General features: G+C 72.0%; 22 protein-coding genes. 10 read left to right on the plus strand and 12 right to left on the minus strand.

Annotation, left to right across the window (positions count from 1 at the left end):
• Positions 1 to 152: 152 nt before the first annotated feature.
• From ABZX22_RS18480 to ABZX22_RS18490, 3 genes are all read right to left on the minus strand, one after another.
• Entirely contained in the window at positions 153 to 1,442 is a 1,290-nt protein-coding gene (locus ABZX22_RS18480) for a dicarboxylate/amino acid:cation symporter (protein ID WP_354910266.1), read from the minus strand.
• Positions 1,443 to 1,539: 97 nt separating this feature from the next.
• Positions 1,540 to 1,623: a putative leader peptide gene (locus ABZX22_RS18485; RefSeq protein WP_354910531.1), complete on the minus strand. Its 84-nt coding sequence runs from the start codon at positions 1,621 to 1,623 to the stop codon at positions 1,540 to 1,542.
• A 201-nt stretch (positions 1,624 to 1,824) separates the two neighbouring features.
• Entirely contained in the window at positions 1,825 to 3,924 is a 2,100-nt protein-coding gene (locus ABZX22_RS18490; protein ID WP_354910269.1) for a glycosyltransferase family 4 protein, read from the minus strand.
• A 291-nt stretch (positions 3,925 to 4,215) separates the two neighbouring features.
• On the opposite strand from ABZX22_RS18490, the gene ABZX22_RS18495 reads away from it, so the two are divergent.
• Entirely contained in the window at positions 4,216 to 5,613 is a 1,398-nt protein-coding gene (locus ABZX22_RS18495) for a PIG-L family deacetylase (protein ID WP_354910272.1), read from the plus strand.
• On the opposite strand, the gene ABZX22_RS18500 is transcribed toward ABZX22_RS18495, so the two are convergent.
• Positions 5,594 to 6,634 carry an LLM class F420-dependent oxidoreductase gene (locus ABZX22_RS18500; protein WP_354910275.1) on the minus strand — a complete coding sequence of 347 codons (1,041 nt, stop codon included), beginning with the start codon at positions 6,632 to 6,634 and terminating at the stop codon, positions 5,594 to 5,596. The two genes, ABZX22_RS18495 and ABZX22_RS18500, sit on opposite strands and share 20 nt — an antisense overlap.
• A 105-nt stretch (positions 6,635 to 6,739) precedes the next feature.
• Here ABZX22_RS18500 and ABZX22_RS18505 point away from each other — a divergent pair, with 105 nt between their 5' ends.
• Complete coding sequence (locus ABZX22_RS18505; RefSeq protein WP_354910278.1) at positions 6,740 to 7,627, plus strand: endonuclease/exonuclease/phosphatase family protein; 888 nt, start codon at positions 6,740 to 6,742, stop codon at positions 7,625 to 7,627.
• Positions 7,628 to 7,650: 23 nt separating this feature from the next.
• Here ABZX22_RS18505 and ABZX22_RS18510 read toward each other — a convergent pair whose 3' ends face one another.
• From ABZX22_RS18510 to ABZX22_RS18525, 4 genes are read right to left on the minus strand one after another with little or no spacing between them, the layout of a single operon-like run.
• Entirely contained in the window at positions 7,651 to 8,211 is a 561-nt protein-coding gene (locus tag ABZX22_RS18510; RefSeq protein ID WP_354910280.1) for a nucleotidyltransferase family protein, read from the minus strand.
• Entirely contained in the window at positions 8,211 to 9,299 is a 1,089-nt protein-coding gene (locus tag ABZX22_RS18515; RefSeq protein ID WP_354910283.1) for an XdhC/CoxI family protein, read from the minus strand. Before ABZX22_RS18515 ends, ABZX22_RS18510 begins: the two co-directional genes overlap by 1 nt.
• Positions 9,280 to 10,362 (minus strand): VWA domain-containing protein, encoded by a 1,083-nt coding sequence (locus ABZX22_RS18520; RefSeq protein WP_354910286.1) that lies wholly within the window; start codon positions 10,360 to 10,362, stop codon positions 9,280 to 9,282. Before ABZX22_RS18520 ends, ABZX22_RS18515 begins: the two co-directional genes overlap by 20 nt.
• Positions 10,355 to 11,221 carry a MoxR family ATPase gene (locus ABZX22_RS18525; RefSeq protein WP_354910289.1) on the minus strand — a complete coding sequence of 289 codons (867 nt, stop codon included), beginning with the start codon at positions 11,219 to 11,221 and terminating at the stop codon, positions 10,355 to 10,357. The genes ABZX22_RS18520 and ABZX22_RS18525 overlap by 8 nt, the downstream gene beginning before the upstream one ends.
• Positions 11,222 to 11,430: 209 nt before the next feature.
• Between ABZX22_RS18525 and ABZX22_RS18530 the strand changes: the two genes are divergently transcribed.
• Positions 11,431 to 12,228: an SAM-dependent methyltransferase gene (locus ABZX22_RS18530; RefSeq protein WP_354910292.1), complete on the plus strand. Its 798-nt coding sequence runs from the start codon at positions 11,431 to 11,433 to the stop codon at positions 12,226 to 12,228.
• A gap of 62 nt (positions 12,229 to 12,290) precedes the next feature.
• On the opposite strand, the gene ABZX22_RS18535 is transcribed toward ABZX22_RS18530, so the two are convergent.
• Positions 12,291 to 14,096 carry a glycoside hydrolase family 9 protein gene (locus ABZX22_RS18535; RefSeq protein ID WP_354910294.1) on the minus strand — a complete coding sequence of 602 codons (1,806 nt, stop codon included), beginning with the start codon at positions 14,094 to 14,096 and terminating at the stop codon, positions 12,291 to 12,293.
• Positions 14,097 to 14,182: 86 nt separating this feature from the next.
• Here ABZX22_RS18535 and ABZX22_RS18540 point away from each other — a divergent pair, with 86 nt between their 5' ends.
• From ABZX22_RS18540 to ABZX22_RS18570, 7 genes are all read left to right on the plus strand, one after another.
• Complete coding sequence (locus tag ABZX22_RS18540; RefSeq protein WP_354910296.1) at positions 14,183 to 15,214, plus strand: aminopeptidase P family protein; 1,032 nt, start codon at positions 14,183 to 14,185, stop codon at positions 15,212 to 15,214.
• 25 nt (positions 15,215 to 15,239) lie between these two features.
• Entirely contained in the window at positions 15,240 to 15,800 is a 561-nt protein-coding gene (gene efp / locus ABZX22_RS18545) for an elongation factor P (RefSeq protein ID WP_354910299.1), read from the plus strand.
• Complete coding sequence (nusB, locus tag ABZX22_RS18550) at positions 15,801 to 16,211, plus strand: transcription antitermination factor NusB (protein WP_354910301.1); 411 nt, start codon at positions 15,801 to 15,803, stop codon at positions 16,209 to 16,211.
• Positions 16,212 to 16,504: 293 nt separating this feature from the next.
• The gene (locus ABZX22_RS18555; RefSeq protein WP_354910302.1) at positions 16,505 to 16,852 is read left to right on the plus strand and encodes an MmcQ/YjbR family DNA-binding protein; all 348 of its coding nucleotides are present in this window, start codon (positions 16,505 to 16,507) and stop codon (positions 16,850 to 16,852) included.
• A gap of 208 nt (positions 16,853 to 17,060) precedes the next feature.
• Positions 17,061 to 17,816, plus strand: a complete 756-nt coding sequence (locus ABZX22_RS18560) for a methyltransferase (RefSeq protein ID WP_354910303.1) — start codon at positions 17,061 to 17,063, stop codon at positions 17,814 to 17,816.
• Positions 17,817 to 17,914: 98 nt separating this feature from the next.
• Entirely contained in the window at positions 17,915 to 19,156 is a 1,242-nt protein-coding gene (dinB, locus tag ABZX22_RS18565; protein ID WP_354910305.1) for a DNA polymerase IV, read from the plus strand.
• Positions 19,157 to 19,361: 205 nt separating this feature from the next.
• The gene (locus ABZX22_RS18570) at positions 19,362 to 19,763 is read left to right on the plus strand and encodes a DUF3040 domain-containing protein (protein ID WP_354910307.1); all 402 of its coding nucleotides are present in this window, start codon (positions 19,362 to 19,364) and stop codon (positions 19,761 to 19,763) included.
• A gap of 62 nt (positions 19,764 to 19,825) precedes the next feature.
• Here ABZX22_RS18570 and ABZX22_RS18575 read toward each other — a convergent pair whose 3' ends face one another.
• The 3 genes from ABZX22_RS18575 to ABZX22_RS18585 are packed head-to-tail and all read right to left on the minus strand — an operon-like array spanning position 19,826 to position 24,458.
• On the minus strand, positions 19,826 to 22,234 hold the full coding sequence (locus ABZX22_RS18575; RefSeq protein ID WP_354910310.1) for a DUF3488 and transglutaminase-like domain-containing protein: 2,409 nt from the start codon (positions 22,232 to 22,234) through the stop codon (positions 19,826 to 19,828).
• Positions 22,231 to 23,484 (minus strand): DUF58 domain-containing protein, encoded by a 1,254-nt coding sequence (locus ABZX22_RS18580; RefSeq protein ID WP_354910312.1) that lies wholly within the window; start codon positions 23,482 to 23,484, stop codon positions 22,231 to 22,233. Before ABZX22_RS18580 ends, ABZX22_RS18575 begins: the two co-directional genes overlap by 4 nt.
• The gene (locus ABZX22_RS18585) at positions 23,481 to 24,458 is read right to left on the minus strand and encodes a MoxR family ATPase (protein WP_354910315.1); all 978 of its coding nucleotides are present in this window, start codon (positions 24,456 to 24,458) and stop codon (positions 23,481 to 23,483) included. Before ABZX22_RS18585 ends, ABZX22_RS18580 begins: the two co-directional genes overlap by 4 nt.
• Positions 24,459 to 24,527: the final 69 nt, after the last annotated feature.

Here is a 24,527-nt window from a genome sequence, read left to right on the forward strand (position 1 = left end):
TCACAGTGGGGATCGGATGAATGTACCGGAATTCAGGGAGTATGGCCTGACCGGGGACCCTGTTGGAACAGTTCTGGAACATGAGAAGACGGGGCGGCCCCGGTGCGGGGCGCCCCGTCTTCCGCTGTGGATGGATGTGTGGAGAGGGCGGGTCAGGCGATGGCGGGCTCGCCGGAGGCGCGCGGCGTGCTCGCCGGAGCCGACTCGAGCGGCTGCGGGGGCGCGTTGAGCACCGCCTCGTCGAGGCGGCCCTCGCCGCGCGCCACCAGGACCGGCACCACGATCTGTCCCGCGACGTTGGTCGCCGTGCGGATCATGTCGAGGATCGGGTCGATGGCCAGCAGCAGGCCGACGCCCTCCAGCGGCAGGCCCAGCGTGCTCAGCGTCAGCGTCAGCATGACGATCGCGCCGGTCAGGCCAGCCGTCGCGGCCGAGCCGACCACGGAGACGAACGCGATGAGCAGGTACTCACCGATGCCCAGCGGGACGTTGAAGACCTGCGCCACGAAGATCGCGGCCAGCGCCGGGTAGATCGAGGCGCAGCCGTCCATCTTGGTGGTCGCGCCGAACGGCACCGCGAAGGAGGCGTAGTCGCGGTCGACGCCCAGGCGCTCGATCGTGACCTTCTGCGTCAGCGGCAGCGTGCCGACCGAGGAACGGGAGACGAAGGCCAGCTCGATCGCGGGCCACGCGTTGCGGAAGAAGGTGATCGGGTTGACCTTGCCGACGACGGCGAGCAGGGTCGGGTAGACGGCCAGCAGGACGATGAAGCAGCCGACGTAGACGCCGAGGCTGAACTTGGCCAGCGGCGCGAGCAGGTCCCACCCGTAGGTGGCGACCGACTTGCCGATCAGGCCCGCGGTGCCGATGGGCGCCAGGCGGATGACCCACCACAGCGCCTTCTGGACCAGCTCCAGGATCGAGCGGCTGAAGGCGAGGAACGGCTCGGCCTTCTCCCCGACCGCCATGGCCGCCGCGCCGAGGACGATCCCCAGGAAGACGATCTGGAGGACGTTGAGCTCGGTGAACGCCGTGACGATGTTCGTCGGGATGATGCCGGTGAGGAAGTCGACCCAGGTGCCGACGCTCTCGGGGGCCTTGGCGCCGGCGGTGCTCAGGGTGACGCCCTGGCCGGGGTTGAGGATCAGGCCCAGGCCGATGCCGACGATGACGGCGATCAGCGCGGTGGTGAGGAACCAGAACAGCGTCTTGCCCGCCAGCCTGGCCGCGCCGTTGACGTTGCGCAGGTTGGCGACGCTGACCACCACCGCGGTGAACACCAGCGGCGGCACGGCCAGCTTGAGCAGCTGGACGAAGATCTTTCCGACTTCGGTGAGGGTGTTGGCCAGCCAGGCCAGGTCCCAGACGCGGGCGGCGAAGCCGAGGGCCACGCCGACGACCAGACCCAGCAGCAACTGCAGGGAGAACGAGAATCTCTTCACGATGAGGAAGGCTCCGAAAGACGGCATGCCGAAATGGCGGCACGCGGAAGGGGGGTGGGTGAGGGGGTCGGGCGATCGAGCGCTCGTCAGAGCGCGATCAGCGACAGAGGGAGCCGGTCAGACGACAGAGATCGATGTGCAGCCGCTCAACGAGCCACACATCCAGGACAGAAAACCTCACGAGATCAGTAAACCGTAATGAATCGGACAGTATTCCGACTGTAGAAGTGATCTACCTCACAACGCAACCCCTTGTGAGGGGAGGAGTTGATACCAGGCTCGCGCGTGCCGGGCGGCCTCCCGCAGGCCGGCAGCGCGCCGGGGATCCGGCAGATCCGCCCGACGGCAGGAGCCGGGGCGCCCTTGCTTGTCGCGGGCGCGCTCAGCCGGCCGTGGCGGTGGTGATCTGGACGGACAGCTCGTTGGCAGCCGTGTAGGCGGCACGGGCGAACGCGTCTCCGACGAGGTGCCGGGGGTAGAGGTCCACCGCCCTCCGGTCGGCGATGTCGTCGCAGAAGCGGCCCAGCCGGATGGGGCCGCCCCGTTCCACCGGGCACAGGTACAGATCCCACGTCTCCTGCTCCTCCCGCCGCGCCGCCACCAGCCGCTCGTACGGCACCGAGCAGGTGAACCGGCCGTCGAGGTAACTCTGGGCGGGCAGGACCACCTCTCCCTGGGCCGCCTCGCCCGGGCCCCGCGCCGTACCGCGGCGCAGGGCGAGCAGGGTCAGCGGGCCCTGCGGCAGGTTCACCAGCAGCCCGTGGACGGTGAGCCTGGTGGGGGCGGACAACAGGTCCGTGACCTCGGCGTGCGTCGTCCGGACGTGGACGGCGATCGACAGCTCGCCCTTCTCGGTGGCGTAGGGCGTCCACGTCTCCAGCGGCCGGTGCCGGTCGGGCAGGGCGTTGACCAGCACGCGCGTGTCGCACAGGCCCGCGACGAGGCGCCGCAGCCGCTGGCCGGGCCGGGAGAGGTAAGCATCCCAGCGGCCCTCGGCGAGGCGGTTGCCGGCGCGCTCGAGACAGGTCTGTCCCGCGGCGTCCAGCGGCAGTGTGATCGCGCTCGTCGAGCCGCGCCGGCGCAGCCGCACCGACCAGTTCGCGGCGTTCCTGGGCGGCAGGCAGCCGTCGGCGAGACGGATCGTCAGGCCGCCGTCCGCGTGCGCCAGGCAGTGGGCGACGATGGGCTCGTCCGTCCCGCGTGACCGCCCCGCCCCGGCTGACGAGAGCGCCGGCGCGCCGAGCCTCGCCAGCCACCGCCTACCCCGCGACGGCAGCGACCGGGCGCGCGTGAGGATGCCCGTCCCACCCGGTTGGGTCCGCGGCCCGCCGCGTGGCGGTCGCACGTGCTCGGCGAACAGCCGCTCGTAGCGCAGGGCCACCTCGGCGGGATCGAACCTGCGCGCGCTGCTCAGCGCCGCCGCCCCCATCGCGCGGCGCAACGGCTCGTCGTCGATGAGCCGCAGCAGCGCGTCGGCCATCGCCGAGGGCGCCGCCTCGCGCACCAGCAGCCCGTCGACGCCGTCCTCGATGATCTCGCCGGGACCGAACGGGCAGTCGACGCTGACGACCGGAACCCCGCACCGCATGGCCTCGACGATGGTCATGCCGAACGACTCCAGCTTCGACGACACCGCCGCGATCGAGCCCTTCGCCCACTCGGTCTCGATGGGGGAGCGCGCGCCCATGAGGAGGGCACGGCCGTTGAGCCCGAGATCGTCGATCAGCTCCTGGAGCGGCTCGGCCTCCGTGCCCTTGCCGTACAGGCGCAGGCTCCACTCGGGCCGCTGCGCGGCCACCTTGGCGAAGGACTCGATCAGCAGCTCGTACCGCTTGACCGGGGTCAGCCGCCCGGCCGCGACGATCACCTTGGTGTCGAGCGTGGCCGGCTCGATCCCCGGATCGGGGACCCCGTTGGGTATCGACACCACGCTCGTCCGCGTCAGGGGCATCTTGGCCCGGTAGACGGCCGCGTCGCCCTCCGACATGGTCACCAGCACGTCGAGCGCCGCACAGTGCTCGCGCAGCTCGGCGAGCGTTTCGGGGCTCTGCCCGTCGTGGATCAGGTGTTCCTGGCCGACCTTCAGGTAGCGGTCGGTGCCGTACCGGGCCAGGTAGGCGATCAGGCCGGGACGGGTCGCGACGACCACGTCGGCGTCGCAGGCGGCCAGGTAGGCCGCCATGCGCTCGTCGGTCAGCAGCGAGCAGCGCGCGTAGCCCTTGGCCTCACCCTTGGTGTAGCCGGCCGACGGCTGCGCGTGGCGCGGGTCCGCGCCCGCGAAGGCAGGCGAGTCGGCGCGCAGGTCCACCAGGTCGCGGACGGCGACGCGGCGGTCGAGGGCGAACGCCGGTTCGCCGGCGGTCCGCAGCAGGCTGACGATCTCGACCTGGTGTCGTTCGGCCAGCGCTCCGGCGAGGTTGACGGTGGACCGGATGGTCCCGCCGATTCCGTACAGGTTCTGGATCAGAAAGACGATCTTCATCGGTCTCCCATCGCCGCTGGGCTGCCCCCGGAGGCCTGTCCCCGGTGCGACGGCTCGCCCATCGTGCCCGCCTCGGCCGGTTCCGCCGCGCAGGCCGGGCAAGGTATGACGCGGCCTTGGCGAGGGCTTGACACCCTGATGCGCGCGGCACGCCGATCTGGGGCCTCCGGCAAGGACGTCCCCGCACATCGGAAAGTCGGCGGGACGGCGTCCTCAGGGGCGGGACGATCGGGCGGTCACCGGGAGGGTGCGCGGCGGGCGGGGGCCGCCGCGCGAGGGAGGGGCCGCGCCGTGAAGAGAGCCGTGACCGCGCTGGTGTGCTGCGGGAGCCTGCTGGCGGGCCCGGTCGCCGGACCGGCCACCGCCACGAGCGGCCCTGTCACGAGCGGCCCTGTCACGAGCGGCGCCACGGCGCGGGGCGCCACGGCGCGGGGCGCCACGGCGTGCTCCCGTACCACGCTGGTCTCGGTCGCGCACCAGGACGACGACCTGCTGTTCGTCAATCCCGCCATCGCCGGCGACCACGACGCGGGCGCCTGCCTGCGGGTGGTGTACCTGACGGCGGGGGACGACGGGCGCGTGGACGACTACGTGCGCAGCAGGGAGGACGGCGTGCGCGCGGCCTACGCCGTCATGGCGGGCGCGGCCGACGCCTGGCGGCGCTCCGACCTGCGCGTGGGCGGGCGCTCCATCCGTGCCTTCACCCTGGACCGCCCGCCTGCCGGTCGCGGTGAGATCCAGCTGCTGTTCCTCGGCCTGCCCGACGGCCACCCCCGGGGGCGGGGAAGCGCGAGCCAGGGACGGCAGAGCCTGCTCAAGCTGTTCCGCGGCGACATCGACCGCATCTCCACGGTCGACGGCACCGCCCGCTACGACGCGGCGGCGCTGGTCGCGACCCTGCGCCGGCTGATCGAGCGCTTCCGGCCGGACACGATCCGCACGCTCGACCACCACAGCACCCGGCTCGGGTTCAGCCTCACCGAGCCGGTGGACCACAGCGACCACGCGGTGACCGCGCGCTACACGCTGCTGGCCGCGCGGCAGGCCATGGCCGCCACGCCCGGCCTGCGGCCCGCCGTCGTCTTCTACCGCGCCTACGGCATCTCGGCGCTGCCCCCCAACCTCACCGCCGCCGAGCAGGCCCGCAAGAGCGCGGTCTTCGCCGCCTACGCCAGGCACGTGTACTGCAGGCCGGGCGTCTGCCCCGCCCCGCCCGCCACGCTGGCGGCCGGCGACCGCGACTGGGTCGCCCGGCAGTACCGGCGGGAGGCCCCGGTCCCGGCGCCGGGCGCGATCGTCTCGTGGATGGGCACCACCAGCGCCCCCAACGACGACACGGCCACCGCTCGCTGCCTGGAGGTGGGGCCGGGGCGCGGTGCCGTACGGACGCATGCCTGCGCGGGGAGTCCCGCCCAGGGGTGGTACGTGCTGGGCGCGAGCCTGCGCAGCGCCCTGACCGGGCGCTGCCTGTCGGCGGGCCGGGTGCCGGTCATGGACGACTGCGACGGCGGCCGGGACCAGCGCTGGAACCTCTCGCCGACCGGCCGGATCGGCACGGCGGCGGGCTGCCTGCACCAGGACGACCTGCTGGCCCGCCACGCCCGGCTGCGGGTCGTCCCCTGCGATGTCAGGCGACCCGAGCAGCGCTGGTCCCACGGGGAGCTGGAGGCTAGGCGGCCAGCTCCCTGACCTTCTCCAGCAGCCTGATGCGCTCCTCGTGGGTGCGGCCGAGCGGGGTGACGTTCAGCGTGGTCACGCCGGAGTCCTTCATGGCCTGCACGCGGTCGCGGACGAAGCCCTCCGAGCCGATGAGCGACATCCGCTCCAGCAGCTCCTGCGGCACCAGTGCCTCGGCCTCCTTCTTGTTGCCCGCCAGGTAGAGCTCCTGGATCTGCTCGGCCTCCTTCTCGTAGCCGTAGCGGCGGGCCAGCTCGTTGTAGAAGTTCTTGCCCTTGGCGCCCATGCCGCCGATGTACAGCGCGGCCATCGACCGGCCGAGCTGCAGCAGGCTCTCGCCGTCCTCGCCGATGTAGAGGGCGGCCTGCGCGATGACGTCGAGCTCGCCCAGCGAGGCGTCACGCTTGGCCTTGCCCGCCGCCAGCGAGGGACCCCACACGTCGGCGGCCTTCTCCGGCATGTAGAAGATCGGCTCCCAGCCCTCGGCGACCTCGGCGGTCAGCTCGACGTTCTTCGGGCCGATGGCGGCCACCACGATCGGGATGCGGGAGCGCACCGGGTGGTTGATCAGCTTGAGCGGCTTGCCGAGCCCGGTGCCCCTGTCGGCGGGCAGCGGGAGCGTGTAGTGCCTGCCCTCGTAGGTGAGCCGCTCGCGCTCCCACACCTTGCGGCAGATCTCGATGACCTCGCGGGTACGGCCCAGCGGAGCGGTGTACGGCACGCCGTGGAAGCCCTCGATCACCTGCGGTCCCGAAGCGCCGAGACCGAGGGTGAACCGGCCGTCGGAGACGTAGTCCATGCCCGCCGCGGTCATCGCCAGCAGGGTGGGCGTACGCGAGTAGATCGGCAGGATGCCGGAGGCGATCTCCAGGCGCTCGGTCTTGGCCGCGATGTAGCCCATTTGGCTCACGGCGTCGAAAGAGTAGGCCTCGGCCACGAAGACGATGTCGAGCCCGGCCTTCTCGTAGTCGGCCAGCTCGGCGACCGTCTCCTTGAAACCGCCCGAGTAGTTGAGCGCCATCCCGATCCGCATGCCCGAACTCCCTAGTAACCGAACTATGTTCGGCTTCAGGTTAGCGCCTCGCGTGCGGCCCGGCGAGCGCCTACCCTGGTCACCCCAGGGGGCGAGAGGAGCGGTGTGCTGAAGCGTGCGGTGATCGCGGGGGCGATTCTGATCGCGGCGATGCTGGCGGGTCACCGCCTGATCCCAGCACTCGGGGGATTCACCCCCATATTGGAGAGCCTGCTGCCGTGGCTGGGGCTGGCCGTCCCGCTGCTGCTGCTCGTGGCGCTGCTGGCGCGCTCGAGGGGCGCCGCGCTCGCCGTGCTGCTGCCGGCGCTGGTGTGGGCGGTGATGTTCGGCTCCGACGTGCTGCGCTCCGCGCCCGGAGGCGACAGCGACCTGTCCGTCGCGACGGTCAACGTGGGCGTTCGCAACAACGCCTCCGGTTCGGCGGTGCGCGCCATCGCCGACGGCGTGGACCTGATCGCGGCGCAGGAGCTGACGCCCGGCGGCCCCGCGGCCAAGGCGCTCAACGCGATCTACAAGTACCGCAGGACCGTCAGCACGATCGGCGTGTGGAGCAGGTTCCCCCTGGGCAAGCCCGAGTTCTTCGACGTCGGCCTCGGGTGGGAGCGGGCGCTGCGCACCGTGGTCAAGACGCCGGAGGGTGACGTCACCGTCTACGTGATGCACCTGGCCTCGGCCAGGCCCGGGCACACCGCCACGCGCGACCGGACGCTCGAGGAGGCGCGCAAGCTGATCACGGCCGACCGGAGCGAGCGCATCCTGCTGCTCGGCGACCTCAACACCGCCACCGACGACCGGGGGCTCGGCAACCTGGCGCCGCCGCTGCTGAACGCCCAGGAGGAGGCGGGGGAAGGGTTCGGCTTCACCTGGCCGTCGAGCTTCCCGATCACCAGACCCGACCACATCCTCTACAAGGGGATGACGGCGACCAGGGCAGGGGTGGCGCCGGCCACGGGCAGCGACCACCGCGCCGCGACGGCCTCCTTCCGCCTCTGACCTCACGCGCCCCGTCGGCGGCCTCAGCCGGTGCGGGGCGTCAGGGCGGCCAGGTCCTCCGGGGTGTCGATGTCGCGCGGGTCGCCCGGCACCTCCACCTCGGTCACCAGTTCGGGGTGCGCCCGCATGAACGCCCGCGCCCCCACGTCGCCCACCGCCAGCTCGGCCACCCGCGCCACGTGGGCCGCGGAGACCAGCACCGGGTTGCGCCGCCGCCCGCCGTACGTGGCGACCGCGACCTCCGCCCCGCTGCCGATCAGCGCCCGCACCGCGTCGGGCGTCACGAACGGCTGGTCCACCAGCGCGATCACCACGCCCTTCGCGTCGGCGGGCAGCGCGGCCAGCCCCACCCTGAGGGAGGAGCCCATGCCGGTGCGCCAGTCGGGGTTGCGCACCACGACCGCGCCGCGCACCTGGACGGTGGCCGCGCCCAGCACGACGATCACCGGGTGGCAGCCGCCCTCGTGCAGCAGCCGTACCCCGCGATCGACCAGCCGCTCGCCCTCGAACTCCAGCAGCGCCTTCGGCGTGCCCAGACGCGACCCCTGGCCCGCGGCCAGCAGCAGGCCCACCACCCCAGTCATCAGACCTCCCCATGGATGCGGCCGCCGGTCTCGCTGAGCGGCCGTCCGCTCCCACCCCAGCGCAGCTGGACCAGTTCCGCCATCACCGACACGGCGGTCTCCTCCGGCGTCCTGGCACCCAGGTCCAGGCCGATGGGGGAGCGCAGCCTGGCCAGCTCCTCCTCGTTCATGCCCGCCGCGCGCAGCCGGGCCAGCCGGTCGTCGTGGGTACGGCGCGAGCCCATCGCCCCCACGTAGGCCGCCTTGGTGCGCAGCGCCACCTCCAGCAGCGGCACGTCGAACTTCGGGTCGTGGGTGAGCACGCAGATCACCGTCCGCTCGTCGACGTGGGTGGCGGCCAGGTAGTCGTGCGGCCACTTGACGACGACCTCGTCTGCCTCGGGGAAGCGCTTGGCGGTGGCGAAGATCGGCCTGGCGTCGCACACGGTCACGTGGTAGCCGAGGAACTTGCCCAGGCGCGCGACGGCGGCGGCGAAGTCGATGGCGCCGAAGACGAGCATGCGCGGCGGCGGGGCGAAGCTCTGCACGAACACCGACAGGTCGTCCAGGCGGCGCTCGCCGTGCTCGCCGTAGTGCCTGACGCCGGTCAGGCCCTGGGCCAGCATGCCGCGCACGTCGTCGTCCACGGCTTCGTCCAGCCGCCCGAGGCCCAGCGAGCCGGTGGCCCTGCCGGGCCAGACGACCCGTCGCGTGCCGATGACCCCGGGCCCCGCCACGATCGTCGCCACCGCGACGGGCTCGTGCGCGGCCACCGAGGCGACGATCTCGCCCAGCTCGGGATAGGTCTCGATGGAGACCGGCTCGACGAGGACGTCGATGATGCCGCCGCAGGTCAGTCCGACGGCGAAGGCGTCGTCGTCGCTCACGCCGTACCGCTGGAGCACGGGCGTCTCGACCTGGCCGGCCAGCTCGAACACCGCGCCCTCGACGCAGCCGCCCGAGACGCTGCCCACCACCTCGTCGCCGCGCACCGCCATGGCCGCGCCCGGTGGCCTGGGCGCGCTGGAGAAGGTGCTCACCACCGTCGCCAGCCCGAACCGCAGGCCGGACTCCCACCACCGCATGATCTCAGGCAGGACGTCGCGCATGGGAAAGCCTCCCGGACAGATCCTCGAAGGCGGCCAGGCTGTGTCCTGCCACCAGGTCATCGATGTACGGCAGCGCCGCCTGCATCCCGCCGGTGAGCGGCTGGTAGTCCGCGTGGCCCTTGTGCGGGTTCACCCAGATCACCCGGTGCGCCTGGCGGGCCAGCCTGGCCATCTGCTCGCCGAGCAGCGTGGGATCGCCGCGCTCCCAGCCGTCGGAGGCGACGACCACGATGGCGCCGCGCATGCTCCTGCGGGCCAGCAGCTCGCGCAGTTCCTCGCCGAGCCTGGTGCCGCCGCTCCAGTCGGGGATCGCCTTCGACACCTCCGCCAGCGCGGTGCCAGGATCGCGGTGGCGCAGCTCGACGGTGATCGGCGTCAGCCGCGTGCCGACCGAGTAGACCTGCGTCACCCGCGGCTCGGTCCGCACCAGCGCGTGCGCGAACCGCAGCAGCGTCTCGGCGTAGGGGGTCATCGAGCCGCTCACGTCCACCAGCAGCACCACCCGGCGCGGCCTGGTGGTGTGGCGCCGGTAGCGCAGCCGCGCCACCTCGCCCTTCCTGAGCGCGTCGCGGATGGTCCTGCGCTGGTCCAGCCTGCCCCGGTGCGCGGCCACCAGCCTGCGCGAGCGTCGCCGCTCCCGGTGGTCGCGCAGCAAAGCCAGCATCCGGTGCACCTCGGCGCGCTCGGCCTCCGTCAGCCTGGCCACGTCGCGATGACGAAGCACCTCGGCCCTGCTGGCCGTCGCCGTCGCCGCCGGCTCCTCGCCCTCGCCGCTCTCGCCGTCGCCTCCCGCCAGGTACCTGGTGACCGGCTTGGCCGGGGTACGGCCCGGCGCCGCCCGGTGGCCGCCGAAGTAGGCGGCGAAGCACCTGTCGTACCTGGGCAGGTCGTCGGGCGAGGCGCACAGCGTCAGCCGGCCCGCCCAGTAGACGTCGTCGCCGCGGGTGACGTCCAGCTCGTCGAGGGCCTTCAGGAGGTTCTGGGTGCGCTCGTGGTCGGCCGCGACGCCGGCCGCCCGCAGGGTCCTGGCGAAGCCGGTCATGGTGGCGGCCAGGTCACGCACGGGTCAGCACCCCGCTCTTGAGCACGCTCTCCACGTCCTCCCGGTACTTCAGCGCCGCGCCGAGCGTCGCCGCGGCCAGGCCGGGGTCGAGGTCGCGGGCGCCGAGCGTCAGCAGCGCCTCCGTCCAGTCGAGCGTCTCGGCGATGCCCGGCGGCTTGGCCAGGTCCTGCGCGCGCAGCCGCGCCGCTGTCCTGGCCACCTGGGCGGCCAGCGACTCGGTGCACTCCGGCAGCCTGCGCAGCAGGATGGCCACCTCCCTGTCGAAGCTCGGGTGCTCCAGCCAGTGGTAGAGGCAGCGGCGCTTGAGCGCGTCGTGCACTTCGCGGGTGCGGTTGGAGGTGACGACGACCACCGGGGGACGCTCGGCTCTGATCGTGCCGAGCTCGGGGATGGAGATCGTGAAGTCGGACAGCACCTCGAGCAGGAACGCCTCGAACTCGTCGTCGGCCCGGTCGATCTCGTCCACGAGCAGGACGGAGGGCTGCGTCTCGACGGCCCGCAGCAGCGGGCGGGCGATGAGGAAGCGCCGGTCGTAGATCTCGCCCTCGAGCCTGCTCGCGTCGGTGATCCCCGCCGCCTCGGCCGCCTTCAGGTGGAGGAGCTGGCGGGCGAAGTCCCAGTCGTAGAGCGCCTGGGCGGCGTCCAGCCCCTCGTAGCACTGCAGGCGGATCAGCGGGGCGCGCAGCAGCTCGGCCAGGGTCTTGGCCAGCTCGGTCTTGCCGACGCCCGCCTCGCCCTCCAGGAACAGCGGGCGCCCCATCCGCAGCGCCAGGAAGGCGGCCGTCGCCAGACCCTCGTCGGCGAGATACGCGTGCTGGTCGAGGAGTTCGGCCAGTTTTCCTGGTGACTCGATGTTCATCGCGTTGATTGTCCGTCGCGGCAGGCCCTAGGGCTAGGAAGGGACGTGCAGATTCTCCAGGGATACCCGGCCGCGGGCCGTTCGACGCCCCGGATCCCGCCTGCCCCACCACGGCCCGCCGAACCCGATATTTCGCTGTTCGCCGTGGAACGGTGGGCTTCTTCGATTAGATTGATCATGGACAGACTGGACAGGCAGGGGGTTCTCCAGTGACCGACAGCGCGCGGGACCGGCTCGACAGGATCGACTCCAGCGTGCCGCACCCGGCACGCGTGTGGGACTACTGGCTGGGCGGCAAGGACAACTACGAGGCCGACCGGGCCGTCGGCGACGAGATCCTCAAGGTCATGCCCGACCTCGTGGTCGTCGCCAGGGCCGACAGGCAGTTCCTCGGCCGTGCCGTACGGCACCTGGTCGACGCCGGCATCCGGCAGTTCCTCGACGTCGGCACCGGCGTGCCCACCGCCGACAACACCCACCAGGTGGCGCAGCGGGCCGCGCCCGAGTCGCGCATCGTCTACGTCGACAACGACCCGATCGTGCTCGCCCACGCGCGCGCCCTGCTCTACAGCACTCCCGAGGGCGCGACCGACTACCTCGACGCCGACCTGCGCGACCCCGAGACGATCCTGCGCGGCGCGGCCAAGACGCTCGACTTCTCCCGGCCCATCGCGCTGATGGTGCTCGGTGTGCTGGAGTTCCTTCCCGACGACGAGCAGGTCCGCGCCGCGCTGTCGACGCTCTTCGACGCCATGCCGGCCGGCAGCTACCTGGTCGTCTCGCACAGCGTCCACAGCCCCTCGATGGACGAGGCGGCCGCCCGGTGGAACGCCAGCGGCGCGACCGAGATCAGACTGCGCACCCCCGAGCACCTGCGGACGCTGTTCGACGGCATGGAACTGGTCGCGCCCGGCGTGGTCTCGCTGCCGCGCTGGCACCCCGACGCGGCCACCGAGTACACCGACCGCGAGGTCCACCAGTACGGCGGGCTCGGCCGCAAGCGCTGAGCGGCGCCGCCCCGCCGTACCCGGGAAGGGAGGCGGGAGCGGCGCCACCGGCGACGGGGAGATCAGTCCCTGGACATCAGCGTCAGCGCGTAGAACGCGATCGCGGCGAAGTCGTCGGCCGGCTCGGAGGCCTGCCACGAGCGCACGTCGTCGACGAACCTGCTGCCCCTGCCGGTGAACTGCTCGTAGCGGTCCACCCCGTCGGCGGGGCACTTGGCCATCTCCTCGAAGTGGTCGCCGAGGCCGTCGTCGAACAGGGAGGCGGCGTTCGGCCCGTTGACGACCGCACCCGTCGCCGGACGGCCGGTCAGGTTGGAGATCTGGTAGTGCGGGCAGGAGATCGAGTTGTCGCCGACGCCCTGCACGAACGACACGCCCCACGGGTTGGCGCCGAGGGTCCAGCCGCGCTGCTGGGTGCCGAAGGCGTCGTAGCCGCGGTCGCCCGTCACCGAGCGGTACAGCCGGGAGGTGGCGGCCAGCCCGAAGGCGTGCGGCACCGAGTCGAAGGCGTCGTAGGCCGCGCCCGCCCTGAACGGGTCCTTCGCCGCCCTGGCGGCGCCGATCTCCAGTTGCGCCTTGAGATCGGCGACCAGCGCGCCCTTGATCGGGGCGCCCGCCCTGATCAGGTCGGCGTGCGCGAGGGCGCTGACGTCGTAGAGGTTGAGCGTGTCGCCGGTGTCCTTGGCGATGTACTCGGTGGCCCAGTGCTGGGCCTGCTCCAGCCACTGGGCGGCCCTGGGGTCACCGAGCCGCTGCGCGGCCAGCGCCAGTTCGGCCCCGCCCAGCTCCATGTCGTCGCGCCAGACGCTCTCGGGGTAGAAGGCGTGCGGGAGCGAGGTCACCAGCCGGCCCACGTCGGTGGTCTTGGCCATGGCGTAGATCTCGGCGGCCTTGTCGAGCCAGGACTGGGCGCGCTTCCTGTCCGGTTCGACCTGGGCGGCCAGCGCGAAGGCCGCCGCCGTACGGCCGGCCAGGTTGGGGCTGATCGGCTCGCCGGGCGGGGCGGCCCGGAAGACCGGCCGGTTGCGGATGTACTTCTCGCGGGAGGAGTCGTCGGTCTCGGGCAGGCGCCAGATGTCGTGGTCGCCGACGAACGTGCCCTCGGCGTTGCCGGCGCCGACGCCGACCTGGATGTAGAGGGTCCTGGTCGTCCCGTCCCACATCTTGTCCAGGTACTTCAGGCCGTGCAGCGCCTCCGACTTCAGGCGCGGATCGACGACCGGCCCGCCGTCCCTCCTGGCCGCCCACAGCAGCGTGTCGACGTAGGCCAGGATGTGGGTGAACTTCAGGTAGTCGCCGGCGTCGAACCAGCCGCCCTCGACGTCGACGGGCCCGCCGATCCTGGTCAGCTCGCCCTTGATCTGGTCGGTGTCGGGGCCGGTGAAGGCCGGCCAGTCGTAGACGTGGGCGGCGCGGTCGTTGGCGTGCCGCCTGCCGCCGTCGCGCTGGCCGCCGAAGAACGTCACGATCTTCGAGGCGGGCAGCGCCAGGGCGGCGGACGGGGCGATCGTGAACTCGGCGGAGGTCAGGCCGCCCGAGGTGATCCGGTAGCTGCCCGGTTTCCTGAGCCTGGTGAGGTCGAGGTCGTAGACGTGGCGGTAGGCGGCGTTCCACGCGCCGAGGTCGCGGCCGGCCGTACCGTTCAGCACCGGCCTGCCCTTGGCGTCGATCACGGTGAAGGGGGCGGGCCGCCCGCCGGTCATCAGGTAGGCGTGCTTGGCCTCGTCCGGCGCGAACCCGACCTGGTCGAAGCGGATGTGCCCGGTGACCTTCGCGCCGGCCTGCGCGGCGGGCCCGGTAGTCTGCTCGGCGGCGTGCATGGTCGGGGCTCCTGTCAGCGCCAGGGCGAGGGCTAAGACGATCCGCATCGACTGCTCCACGAGTTAGTAAACCTTCCTAACCTTCAGATCTGGACCGTAGCTGGCCGCAGCGAACGTGGTCAATACTTGGTGAAATGACCATCGATTTCGCCCGGCGCCGAGCCACCCTCGCCGCGCTGCTGGCAGGTGTCGACGCCATTCTCGTCACGAAGCCGGTCAACGTCCGCTACCTCACCGGGCTGGACAGCTCCAACGCCGCCGTCCTGGTCCGCGCGGACGGCACCGCCAGGCTCGCCACCGACTCCCGCTACATCGAGATGACCCGCGACCTGGACGTCGAGACCGTCGAGGTCACCGACGTCGCAGGCGAGCTGGCCGCGCCCGGCGTCGGCATCGAGGCCGCGCACATGACGGTGGCGACCTTCAACCGGCTGGGCGAGGGCCTCGTCCCGCTGGAACCGCTGGTCGAACGCCTGCGGATGGTCAAGGACGACGAGGAGATCGAGCTGCTGCGGACCGCCTGCCCGATCTCCGACCAGGCCTTCGCCGACATCAGGGGAAGCATCAGGCCGGGAGTGAGCGAGCGCGAGGTCGCCCGCGTCCTCGAGGCCCGCATGGTCGAACTCGGCGCCGACAAGCCCGCCTTCGAGTCGATCGTGGCCGGCGGGGAGAACGGCTCCATCCCGCACCACTCGCCGACCGACCGCGAGCTGCGCACCGGCGACCTGGTCACCCTCGACTTCGGCGCCCTCTACCGCGGCTACCACGCCGACATGACCCGCACCGTCGCCCTCGGCAGGGTCGACGACTGGCAGCGCGAGATCTACGACCTCGTCCGCGACGCCCAGCGCGCGGGACGCGAGGCGGTGCGCCCCGGCGCCGAGGCCGCCGGGATCGACGCCGCCTCCCGATCGGTCATCGAGCGGGCGGGACACGCCGAACACTTCCGCCACGGCCTCGGCCACGGGGTGGGCCTGGAGATCCACGAGGAGCCGTTCCTGGGCCCTTCGCGGACCGGTAGACTAGAGGATCGAGTTCCGATCACCGTCGAGCCTGGGGTCTACCTCCAGGGCAGGGGCGGGGTCCGCATCGAGGACACGCTCGTGACGCGTGAAGGCGGAGCGGAACTTTTGACGAAGACGACCAAGGAGCTGCTCGTCCTGTAAGAGCGGCCGCATCCGGGAGTAACGAGTGGCGACGACCAACGACCTCAAGAACGGCATGGTGCTGAAGCTCGACGGCGGTGAGCTCTGGGCCGTCGTGGAGTTCCAGCACGTCAAGCCGGGCAAGGGCGGTGCGTTCGTGCGCACCAAGCTCAAGAACGTCCTGTCCGGCAAGGTCGTCGACAAGACCTTCAACGCCGGTGTGAAGGTCGACGTGGCCAACGTCGACAAGCGCGAGATGCAGTTCTCCTACAAGGACGGCGACGACTTCGTCTTCATGGACACCGAGACCTACGACATGGTCAACGTGCCCGCCAAGACCGTCGGCGACGCCGCCAACTATATGCTCGAGAACACGCTGGCCACCGTGGCCTTCAACGAGGGCTCCGCGCTCTACGTCGACCTGCCCGCCGCGGTCGAGCTGCTGATCGCCAACACCGAGCCGGGCCTGCAGGGTGACCGTTCCACCGGCGGCACCAAGCCCGCCACGCTGGAGACCGGCGCCGAGATCAAGGTCCCGCTGTTCATCACGACGGGCGAGAAGGTCAAGGTCGACACCCGCAGCGGCGAATACCTCGGCCGGGCCTGAGTGTCCGCGCGAGGCAAAGCACGCAGGCGGGCGCTCGACATCCTCTTCGAGGCCGAGCTCCGCGGTGAGGACGCGCTGAAGATCCTCGCCGAGCGCGTTGACCGGCGGGAGCCGCCGGTCAACGAGTACACCTCGGCGATCGTCGAGGGCGTCGCCCGGCACTCCCGGCGCATCGACGAGCTGATCACGACCTACGCCGAGGGGTGGACTCTCGAGCGCATGCCCGCCGTCGACCGCAACCTCCTGCGTGGCGGCACCTACGAGCTGCTCTGGATGCCCGACGTGCCGGAGGGCGTGGTGATCAGCGAGTGGGTGCACCTGGCGTCCGAGCTGTCCACGGACGAGTCGCCGCAGTTCATCAACGGTCTGCTGGCCCGCTTCAAGCAGCTCAAGCCCAGCCTCACGCTCTGACCCCGGCCCTCGCCCCCGGCGTCGGCCGCCCACATCCCGGTACGGCCGGCCGGCACCTCCTGGTACGGCCGGTGCCTTCCGGTACGTCCACCGGCCGGGGCGACCGGTGACCTCCTGAGCGGCGGAGACCTCCCCAGCGGCCGGCCACCACGGCCGCCCGTTGGGTCTCTCCGGCGGGACGGGTTCGGTCTGGACACCCGAACCCCCGCGCGGGCCCCGAGGCCTTCCCGGCGGCGCAAGCGCCCGTGCCGGTGGGTGGTGTCCGGGCCGCCGTGCGGTACAGGATGGGTCGCATGGTGACCGAGGACGACGTGCGGCGGATCGCGCTGGGGCTGCCGGAGACCACCGAACGCCTCATGTACGGCACGCCCGCCTTCTACGTCAAGGCCAGGTGGTTCGCGCGGATCAGGGAGGAGGGCGACGTCCTGGCCCTGCCGGTGGCCTCCGAGGAGCACAAGCGCGAGCTGGTCGCCGCGGATCCCGACGCCTTCTTCACCCTCCCGCACTACGACGGCCACGCGGTCGTGCTGGTGCGCTTCGCCGCCGTCGAGGCGGCGGAGCTGGCCGAGCTCCTCGCCGACGCCTGGCGGCTGCGGGCGCCCAGGCGCGTCCTGGCGGCCTTCGACGGCCGGGGAGCGTGACGGGGCCCGCCCCGTGCCCGCATCCGGACGTTACCTCCTTGTGATCTCGTATGCTCACCCGGCTCGGGACGGCGTAGGCTGGCCCCAGCCGCGACGGCCGCTCATGGCCGTCACGCGCGGGGACCACGGGCAAGGAAAGAACGCGTTCGGGGACGCAGCGGGCACACCGTCGTTCCCGGGCGCGGCGAAACGAGGAGGCGAGCCGACGTTGCGTGCGGAGAGCATCACCAAGCAGGCGACCCCGGCGGTGCGCACCGCCGTCGTCTGGGACGCGCTGCGGGCGGTGCTGGCCGCGCGGGCGAGCCAGACCGGCCGCGCGCGGCTCGACATCGTCGACGCGGGCGGCGGCACCGGCGGCTTCGCCGTACCGCTCGCCGAGCTCGGTCACGCGGTGACCGTCGTCGACCCGAGCCCCGACTCGCTGTTCGCCCTGGAGCGCAGGGCCGCCGAGCGGGGGGTCGGCGTGCGGGCGCTCCAGGGTGACGCCGCCGACCTCGGCGACCTCCTGCCGCGCGACAGCGCCGACCTGGTGCTGTGCCACAGCGTGCTGGAGTACGTCGAGGACCCGCTCTCGGCGCTGACCGCGGTCTCGGGCCTGCTGCGCTCCGGTGGTGTCGTGAGCGTGCTGGCGGCCAACCCGGTGGCCGGCGCCATCCACCGCGCGCTGGCCGGGCACTTCGACGCGGCCAGGGCGGCCCTGGACGACCCGATGGGGCGCTGGGGCGACCGTGACCCCACCCCGCGCAGGTTCGCCGCCCAGACGCTGGCCGAACTCCTCGCGGCGACCGGGTTCGCGGTGGACGAGGTCCACGGGGTGCGGGTCTTCGCCGACCTGGTGCCCAGCCGCCTGGTCGACGGGGAGCCGGGCGCCGCCGAGGCGCTGGTCGCGCTGGAGCAGGCCGCCGCCACCCATCCCGTCCTGCGTGACATCGCCACGCAGCTGCACGTCCTGGGCCACAAGTGATGACCCGCCCCCTCGACCGGGTCCCGGCCCCCGGGCGCGGCCCCTGCCGCCACGGCGCCAGGACGGTTGTCGAACGCGCGTTCGGGTAGAATCACGTCGTGTCGCGCAAGCAGATCACCGGAGTCGGCCCCGTCGCCAGGATCGGGGCCGACGACAGCGGCTGCCCCATCCTCCACGTCGACATGGACGCCTTCTTCGCCAGTGTCGAGCTCCTCGAGCGTCCCGAGCTCCGCGGCCGCCCGGTGATCGTCGGCTCGCCCGCCGGGCGCGGCGTCGTCCTCAGCGCGACCTACGAGGCCAGGCAGTACGGCGTGCACTCGGCCATGCCGATGAGCAGGGCCCGCCGCCTGTGCCCGCAGGCCACGATCATCCCGCCCAGCCACGGCAAGTACACCGAGGTCTCCAGGGGCGTGATGGAGATCTTCCACGCGATCACGCCGCTCGTGGAGCCGATCGCCTCCGACGAGGCCTTCCTCGACGTGGGCGGCGCCCGGCGCAGGCTCGGCTCGCCCGCCGACATCGCCGCCAGGATCCGCGCCGAGGTGCGGGAGCGCTTCGGCATCACCTGCTCGGTCGGCGTGGCCGGCAGCAAGTTCGTCGCCAAGCTGGCCTCCAAGCAGTGCAAGCCCGACGGCCTGCTCGTGGTGCCGGCCGACCGCGTGGTCGACTTCCTGCACCCGCTGCCCGTCAGCGCGCTGTGGGGCGTGGGGGAGCGCACCGAGCAGGCGCTGGTGCGCCTGGGCATCAGGAGCGTGGGCGACCTGGCCAGGGTCCCGCCCGCCACGCTGCAGCGCGAGCTCGGCCACGCGGCCGGCACCCATCTGGCGGCGCTGGCGTGGGGCAGGGACGAGCGCGCCGTCACCGCCCACGTGCCCGACAAGAGCGTCGGCGCGGAGGAGACGTTCGCGGCGGACGTCGACGACCCCGAGGTGATCAGGCGCGAACTGCTGCGGCTTTCCGAACGGGTCGCCGCGCGTGTGCGTGCGGGCGGCCATGTGGGCAGAACTGTGAGCGTGAAGCTGCGCCGGGCCGACTTCTCCACGATCACGCGTTCGCGGACGCTGCGGGAGCCGACGGACGTGGCGCAGGAGATCTACACGACGGCCTGCGAGCTCTACGCCGCCGCCGGGCTTGAGCGGATCAGGCTGCGCCTCGTGGGTGTCAGGCTGGAGAATCTGAGACCGGCCGACTCCGCCGCCCACCAGCTCAGCCTGGGGGAGAAGGAGACGGGATGGCGGGAGGCCGAGCGAGCGATGGACAAGGCGATCAGAAGATTCGGCCCCGATGCGGTGGTCCCGGCTTCACTAGTCAGAGGACGGCTTGATGAAATGGAGGCATGACGCCCGATGTCGCGACATCTCGGAGGGTGGGGGAGAATGGACATGTTTAGAGCCATGACGTCACCTCCGGTTTGGTCTACGTTGGACGTTTTCTTTCGCCTACGTCTACAGCCTCGTATTCTGGGGATAACCGACCGCGAGGTCCGGACACCCCGTGTCGTCCGTTGCCGTCTTCCCCGAAATGGGGCCGTCCTTGGGAGGCGCCGTGCCGCTCTCTGAGCACGAGCAGCGCTTGCTCGACCAGATCGAGCAGGCCCTCTACGCCGAGGACCCGAAGTGGGCCAATACCGTTCGGATCAGCGATCCGCGCAGCCATTACAAGCGGCGCCTGGTCAAAGCCTCCATCGGCTTTGCGCTGGGCATCGTCCTGCTGATGGTCGGCGTCGTGATCAACCAGATCCCGCTCGGCGTCGGCGGTTTCGTGGTCATGCTCGCCGCGTGTCTGTGGGGCCTGTCCAGCTGGAAGCGTATGAACGGGTTCGGTGGTGACTCCGGTGGGTCAGGATCCGGCGTCAGGACGCCGGGCAAGAGCCAGCGCCGGGGCAACCGCGGAAGCTTCATGGAACGCATGGAAGAGCGCTGGCGCCGTCGCCACGACGAGCGCTGAGCCGATAGACCGACAGACCTCGTGCGGCCGCTCCTGTGAGGAGCGGCCGCACGGTTCGGCGGTCAGGAGCTCCTGCGGGCTGCCCGCGTCCAGAGCCTGATGTTCTCCAGCCGGTCGAAACCGTCCAGGATGCCCTCGCCCATGCCCCTGATCCGCCGCAGGGCCGAGGGCGGCAGCAGCGCCGCGCGCAGGCGCGTGCCGCGCGAGACGGTGGCCGCCAGCGCCCGCCGTATCGTCCGCAGCTCCCTCTTCATCGGGGCGATCTCCCCCGGGTCGCGCGCGAACAGCAGCCGCTCCACCGCTGAGGCGATGACGGCGACCGCCGCGCCCGCCTCGGCGCCGAACTCGTACTGCTCGGTGAGCCTGCGCGCCAGCGCCCGCGGGGTCTCGCTCGGCAGCCGCGCCATCCCGTAGTCGTACAGCACGTCGTCGAGTTCGGCCCAGGCCGCGGCCACCGAGGTGTCCACCCGCCCGGCTCTCGCCGTGACCTCGTCGGACGGCCCTGAGACCTTCCAGCTCAGCGTCCGCACCCTGCGGTTCCTGATCACCAGCCGCAGCAGGGCGGGAATGAGCAGGATCACCAGCACTCCTGCCACGGCCAGCGCGATCCACACCCACAGCGGGGTGGTCTCCACCGACGTGACGGGACCGCTGTAGATGCCCTCGGGGTCGAGCTCCCTCAGCCTGTCCCTGCTGTTGGGCGCGGCGGTCGGGTCGTCGCCGCTCTCGGCGGCGCTCGTGCTCGGGTCGCTGCTCGGCGTGCTCTCGGCCGGCCTGGGCAGCGTGTAGTCGGGGACGCGGGCGGTGCCCTGTCCCGCGCTGCCGGCGGGGGTCGGCTCGAAGGCCAGCCAGCCGACGCCCTCGAAGTAGAGCTCGGGCCAGGCGTGGGAGTCGTGGGTGCGGACCTCCCAGCGACCCTCCAGCTTGGTGCCGCCCGTGTAGCCGATGGCGACCCTGGCCGGGATGCCGATCGACCTGGCCAGCACCGCCATCGCCGAGGCGAACTGCTCGCAGTAGCCGGCTCTGGTCTGCTCCAGGAAGTTCGTCAGCGCCTCGGTGTCGTGGCCCTGCGTGGCCAGGCTGTAGGTGAAGCCGCCCGTGGTGGTGAAGAACCGCTGCAGGTTCACCGCCGCCTCGTACGGGGACTCGCTGTCCTTGGTCACCCGCTGCGCCAGCTGCCTGATCTGCGGCGGCAGGTCGGGCAGCTTCAGGTAGCGCTCGCCGACCGCCGGATCGACGGTCCTCGGGGAGGCTTCCAGCTGGTCGGCGCTCGCGTCAGGCTCGGTGCTGACCACCTGGTAGCGCAGGCCGCCCGCCAGGTCGCCGGGGGAGAAGACCATCAGGGAGTCGACGTCCGCGCGCCAGTCGCCCTCCGCCCGTACCAGCTGGGGCGGGTACGGCAGCGGCAGGAACTGCAGCTGCGTGATGTCCTCGCTGACCTGGATGTCGGTCTCGACTCGCGTGGTCTTCGTCGTCGAGGCGAGCCCCGGCGGCGGCGGCAGCGGGCCCTGGTCCACCCTGTTCTCCGGGCTGCCCTTCGACTTCATCGTCCAGCGCTGGCCGTCGAAGACGTCGAGGGAGTAGATCCTGAGATAGCGCGGGGCGTCGTCGCTGCTGGTGTAGGAGAGAACGGTGTTGTTCTCCGGCAGCTGCAGCCGCCCCTTCAGATCGGCGACAGGGTCGGGGATGCTGATGGAGTCGCCCCGGCCCTTGCCCGAGCCGCCCACCCCGAACCCGAACAGCGGGTCAGGCTCGAGCGTCGGCAGCAGCGCCGGCAACGCCACGGCCAGCGCGATCGCGGTGAACCCGATGCGCTTGCCCGACAGGCGCAGCCCGCGCGTGTCGGCCGACTCGTCGGCGGCCGTGCCGGCGGCGGCGCGGCTGCGCCGTACCAGGACCGCCCGGCCCCAGTGGCCGACGCGCTCGCGCCCGTCGGCGATCAGCAGGCTGGTGAACCCGAGCGCGCCGAGGATGAACGCGGCCCAGCCGATCGGGTCGGGCAGCACGGCGGCCGGCACCGTGAACAGCGCCAGCAGCGGCAGCCCGGCCAGCGCCGCCCTCCTCAGCCTGGTCACGAACAGGTCCACGACGATCGCGATGACCCCGACGCCCGCGGTGGTGAGCATGGCGATCGGCGGGTCGTCCGGCACCGGCGCGGCATAGCGCTGGATGTCGGCGAAGCCGGTGGTCAGCAGTTTGACCAGGGCCAGCGCCGACTCCTTGGTCGGCACGAGCAGTGCCCAGGCCTTGTCGCCGGTGTAGGCGGCGGTCAGGTAGATGCCGAGCGCCGTCAGGCCGAGCAGCGGCGCGGCCCAGCCGGGCAGGGTGAGCCTGCTGGCGATCACTCCCGCCGCGGTGACGGCGATCACCGCGCCGAGCGAGCCCCACAGCCACGCGCCGCCGTCGAACAACGGGTAGAGCGTGAGCGAGACCGCGAGGGTGGCCACACCCGCCCAGATCGACAGCCTCATGCCGCACCTCCCACGGAGAAGCGGGACTTGACGCCCGCGCTCTGCCAGACCGCCGCCAGCGGCGTGGCCGCGGGCAGGGTGACGATCCGCCAGCCCGATCCGGTCAGCACCGCCTCGACCGCCTGCCTGCGCTCGGTGGAGCCGTAGTCCTTGACCTCCCAGCCCTCCACGTCCAGCAGGACGGCCACGCCGGTGGCGCTGCCGTGCCTGACCTTGGCCAGCTCCCTGGCCTCCTCGGCGTCCATCGCGCCGACCACCGCGACGATCAGGCCGTCACCGCCGCCCTGGCGCAGCGCGGTGATGCCGAGCTCCAGCGAGCGGGCCGGGCTGGTGCGCACGACGGCGAGCGTGTCGAGCAGCGACCAGCTCACCCCGGTGTCGCTCAGGTGCTCGGGCCCCTGGTCGGTGACCAGGCGCAGGCCCAGCCCCTCACGCGCCAGGTGCAGGCCGATGGAGGCGGCGGCCGAGACGGCCACCTCGAAGGAGGAGCGGGGCCCTTCACCCCGGTGGGCGTGCCGTCGGGTGTCGAGCAGGAGCGCGCCGCGGCTCTGCCACTGCTGCTCCTCACGGCGCACCATCAGCTCGCCGTGACGCGCGGTGGAGCGCCAGTGCACCCGCCGCAGGTCGTCCCCCTGCCGGTACTCGCGCGGCGCGACGTCGTCGTCGCCGGCCGCCGCCACGCTCCTGGTACGGCTCTCGCCCCCGCCCGTCCACTCGCCCGACAGCCGCACGTGCGGCAGCGCCTCGACGTGCGGGGTCACCACGAGCGTGTCGGCGATGGTGAAGGACCGGGTCAGTTCGACCAGGCCGAACGGGTCGGTGATCCGTACCGACAGGGGGCCGATGGTGTAGCGGCCGCGCAGGTCGGACCTGACCCGGTAGTCGACCTCCCTGATCCCCCTCGACTCCACCCGGTCCAGCACGAACCTGGGCCGGGCGCCGAGCGCGTAGGGGACGGTGTCCTCGATGAGCAGCAGCCCGGTCGGCAGCCGCGTGACGTTCTCCAGCCGCAGGGTGACCGTCGCCTCGCCGCCCACCTCCGTCCTGGGCGGGTCGAGGCGCCGGGCGCAGGCCAGCCGGTAGCGGGTCCGTGCCACGACCAGGGCGGCCAGCAGCGGCAACGCGACGATCAGCACGCCGATCCTGAGCAGGTCGTGCTCGCCCAGCAGCAGCGCCATCAGCAGCGCGGCCACACCCGAGGCCAGGAACGACCGGCCCCTGGAGGTGAGCGCCCGCAGTCCCGCGATCACGACGCCCGAGCCTCCGGCACGGGCACTCGCCTGACGAGCTCGGTGACGACCTGCTCGGGCATCCGGCGCTGGCCCTGCGCCTCGATGCTCGGCAGCAGCCGGTGGGCGAGCACGGGAACGGCCAGCTCCTGCAGGTCGTCGGGGATCACGTAGTCGCGGCCGGACAGCGCGGCGTGGGCCCTGGCGGCGCGCACCAGCTGCAGCGTCGACCGGGGAGAGGCGCCGAGCCGCAGGTCCGGGGTGTGGCGGGTGGCCGTCACCAGGTCGATGGCGTACTTCTTGACCGGCTGGGAGACGTAGACGCCGCGCACGGCCTCGATGAGCGCGCGCACCTCCGCGGTGGTCGCGACCGGCTCGAGCTTGTCCAGCGGCGAGGTGCCGCCGTGCACGTCGAGCATCTCCAGCTCGGCGGCCGGCTCGGGGTAGCCCATCGCCACCCGCGCGGTGAAACGGTCGCGCTGCGCCTCGGGGAGGGGATAGGTGCCCTCCATCTCGATCGGGTTCTGGGTGGCGATGACCATGAAGGGGGCGTCAAGTCCGTAGGTGACGCCGTCGACCGTCACCTGGTGCTCCTCCATGCACTCCAGCAACGCCGACTGGGTCTTGGGCGAGGCCCGGTTGATCTCGTCACCGACCACGATGTTGGCGAAGACCGGGCCCGGTTTGAACTCGAACTCCCGCGTCTGCTGGTTGTAGGCGCTCACTCCGGTGATGTCGCTCGGCAACAGGTCGGGGGTGAACTGCACCCGCCGTACGGGACAGTCGATGGACCGGGCCAGCGCCTTGGCGAGCATCGTCTTGCCCACGCCGGGGACGTCTTCGATCAGAAGGTGTCCCTCCGCGAGCAGGACGGTCACTGTCAGCCGGACGGCATCGCTCTTGCCCTCGATCACCGACTCGATCGCCTGCCGGATCCGGTGTGCGGTGGAGACCAGCTCGTCGAGCTGGCGAGGGACGTCATGGGTTACTGCCACCAGGCCTCCATGAGAGAAGTGCAACGGCTTCCCCGGGGCGAAGGTGCTTTTGGGGCGCCTTGCCATTCC

The sequence above is a fragment of the Nonomuraea sp. NPDC003804 genome (assembly GCF_040610675.1).
Taxonomy (GTDB): Bacteria; Actinomycetota; Actinomycetes; order Streptosporangiales; family Streptosporangiaceae; genus Nonomuraea.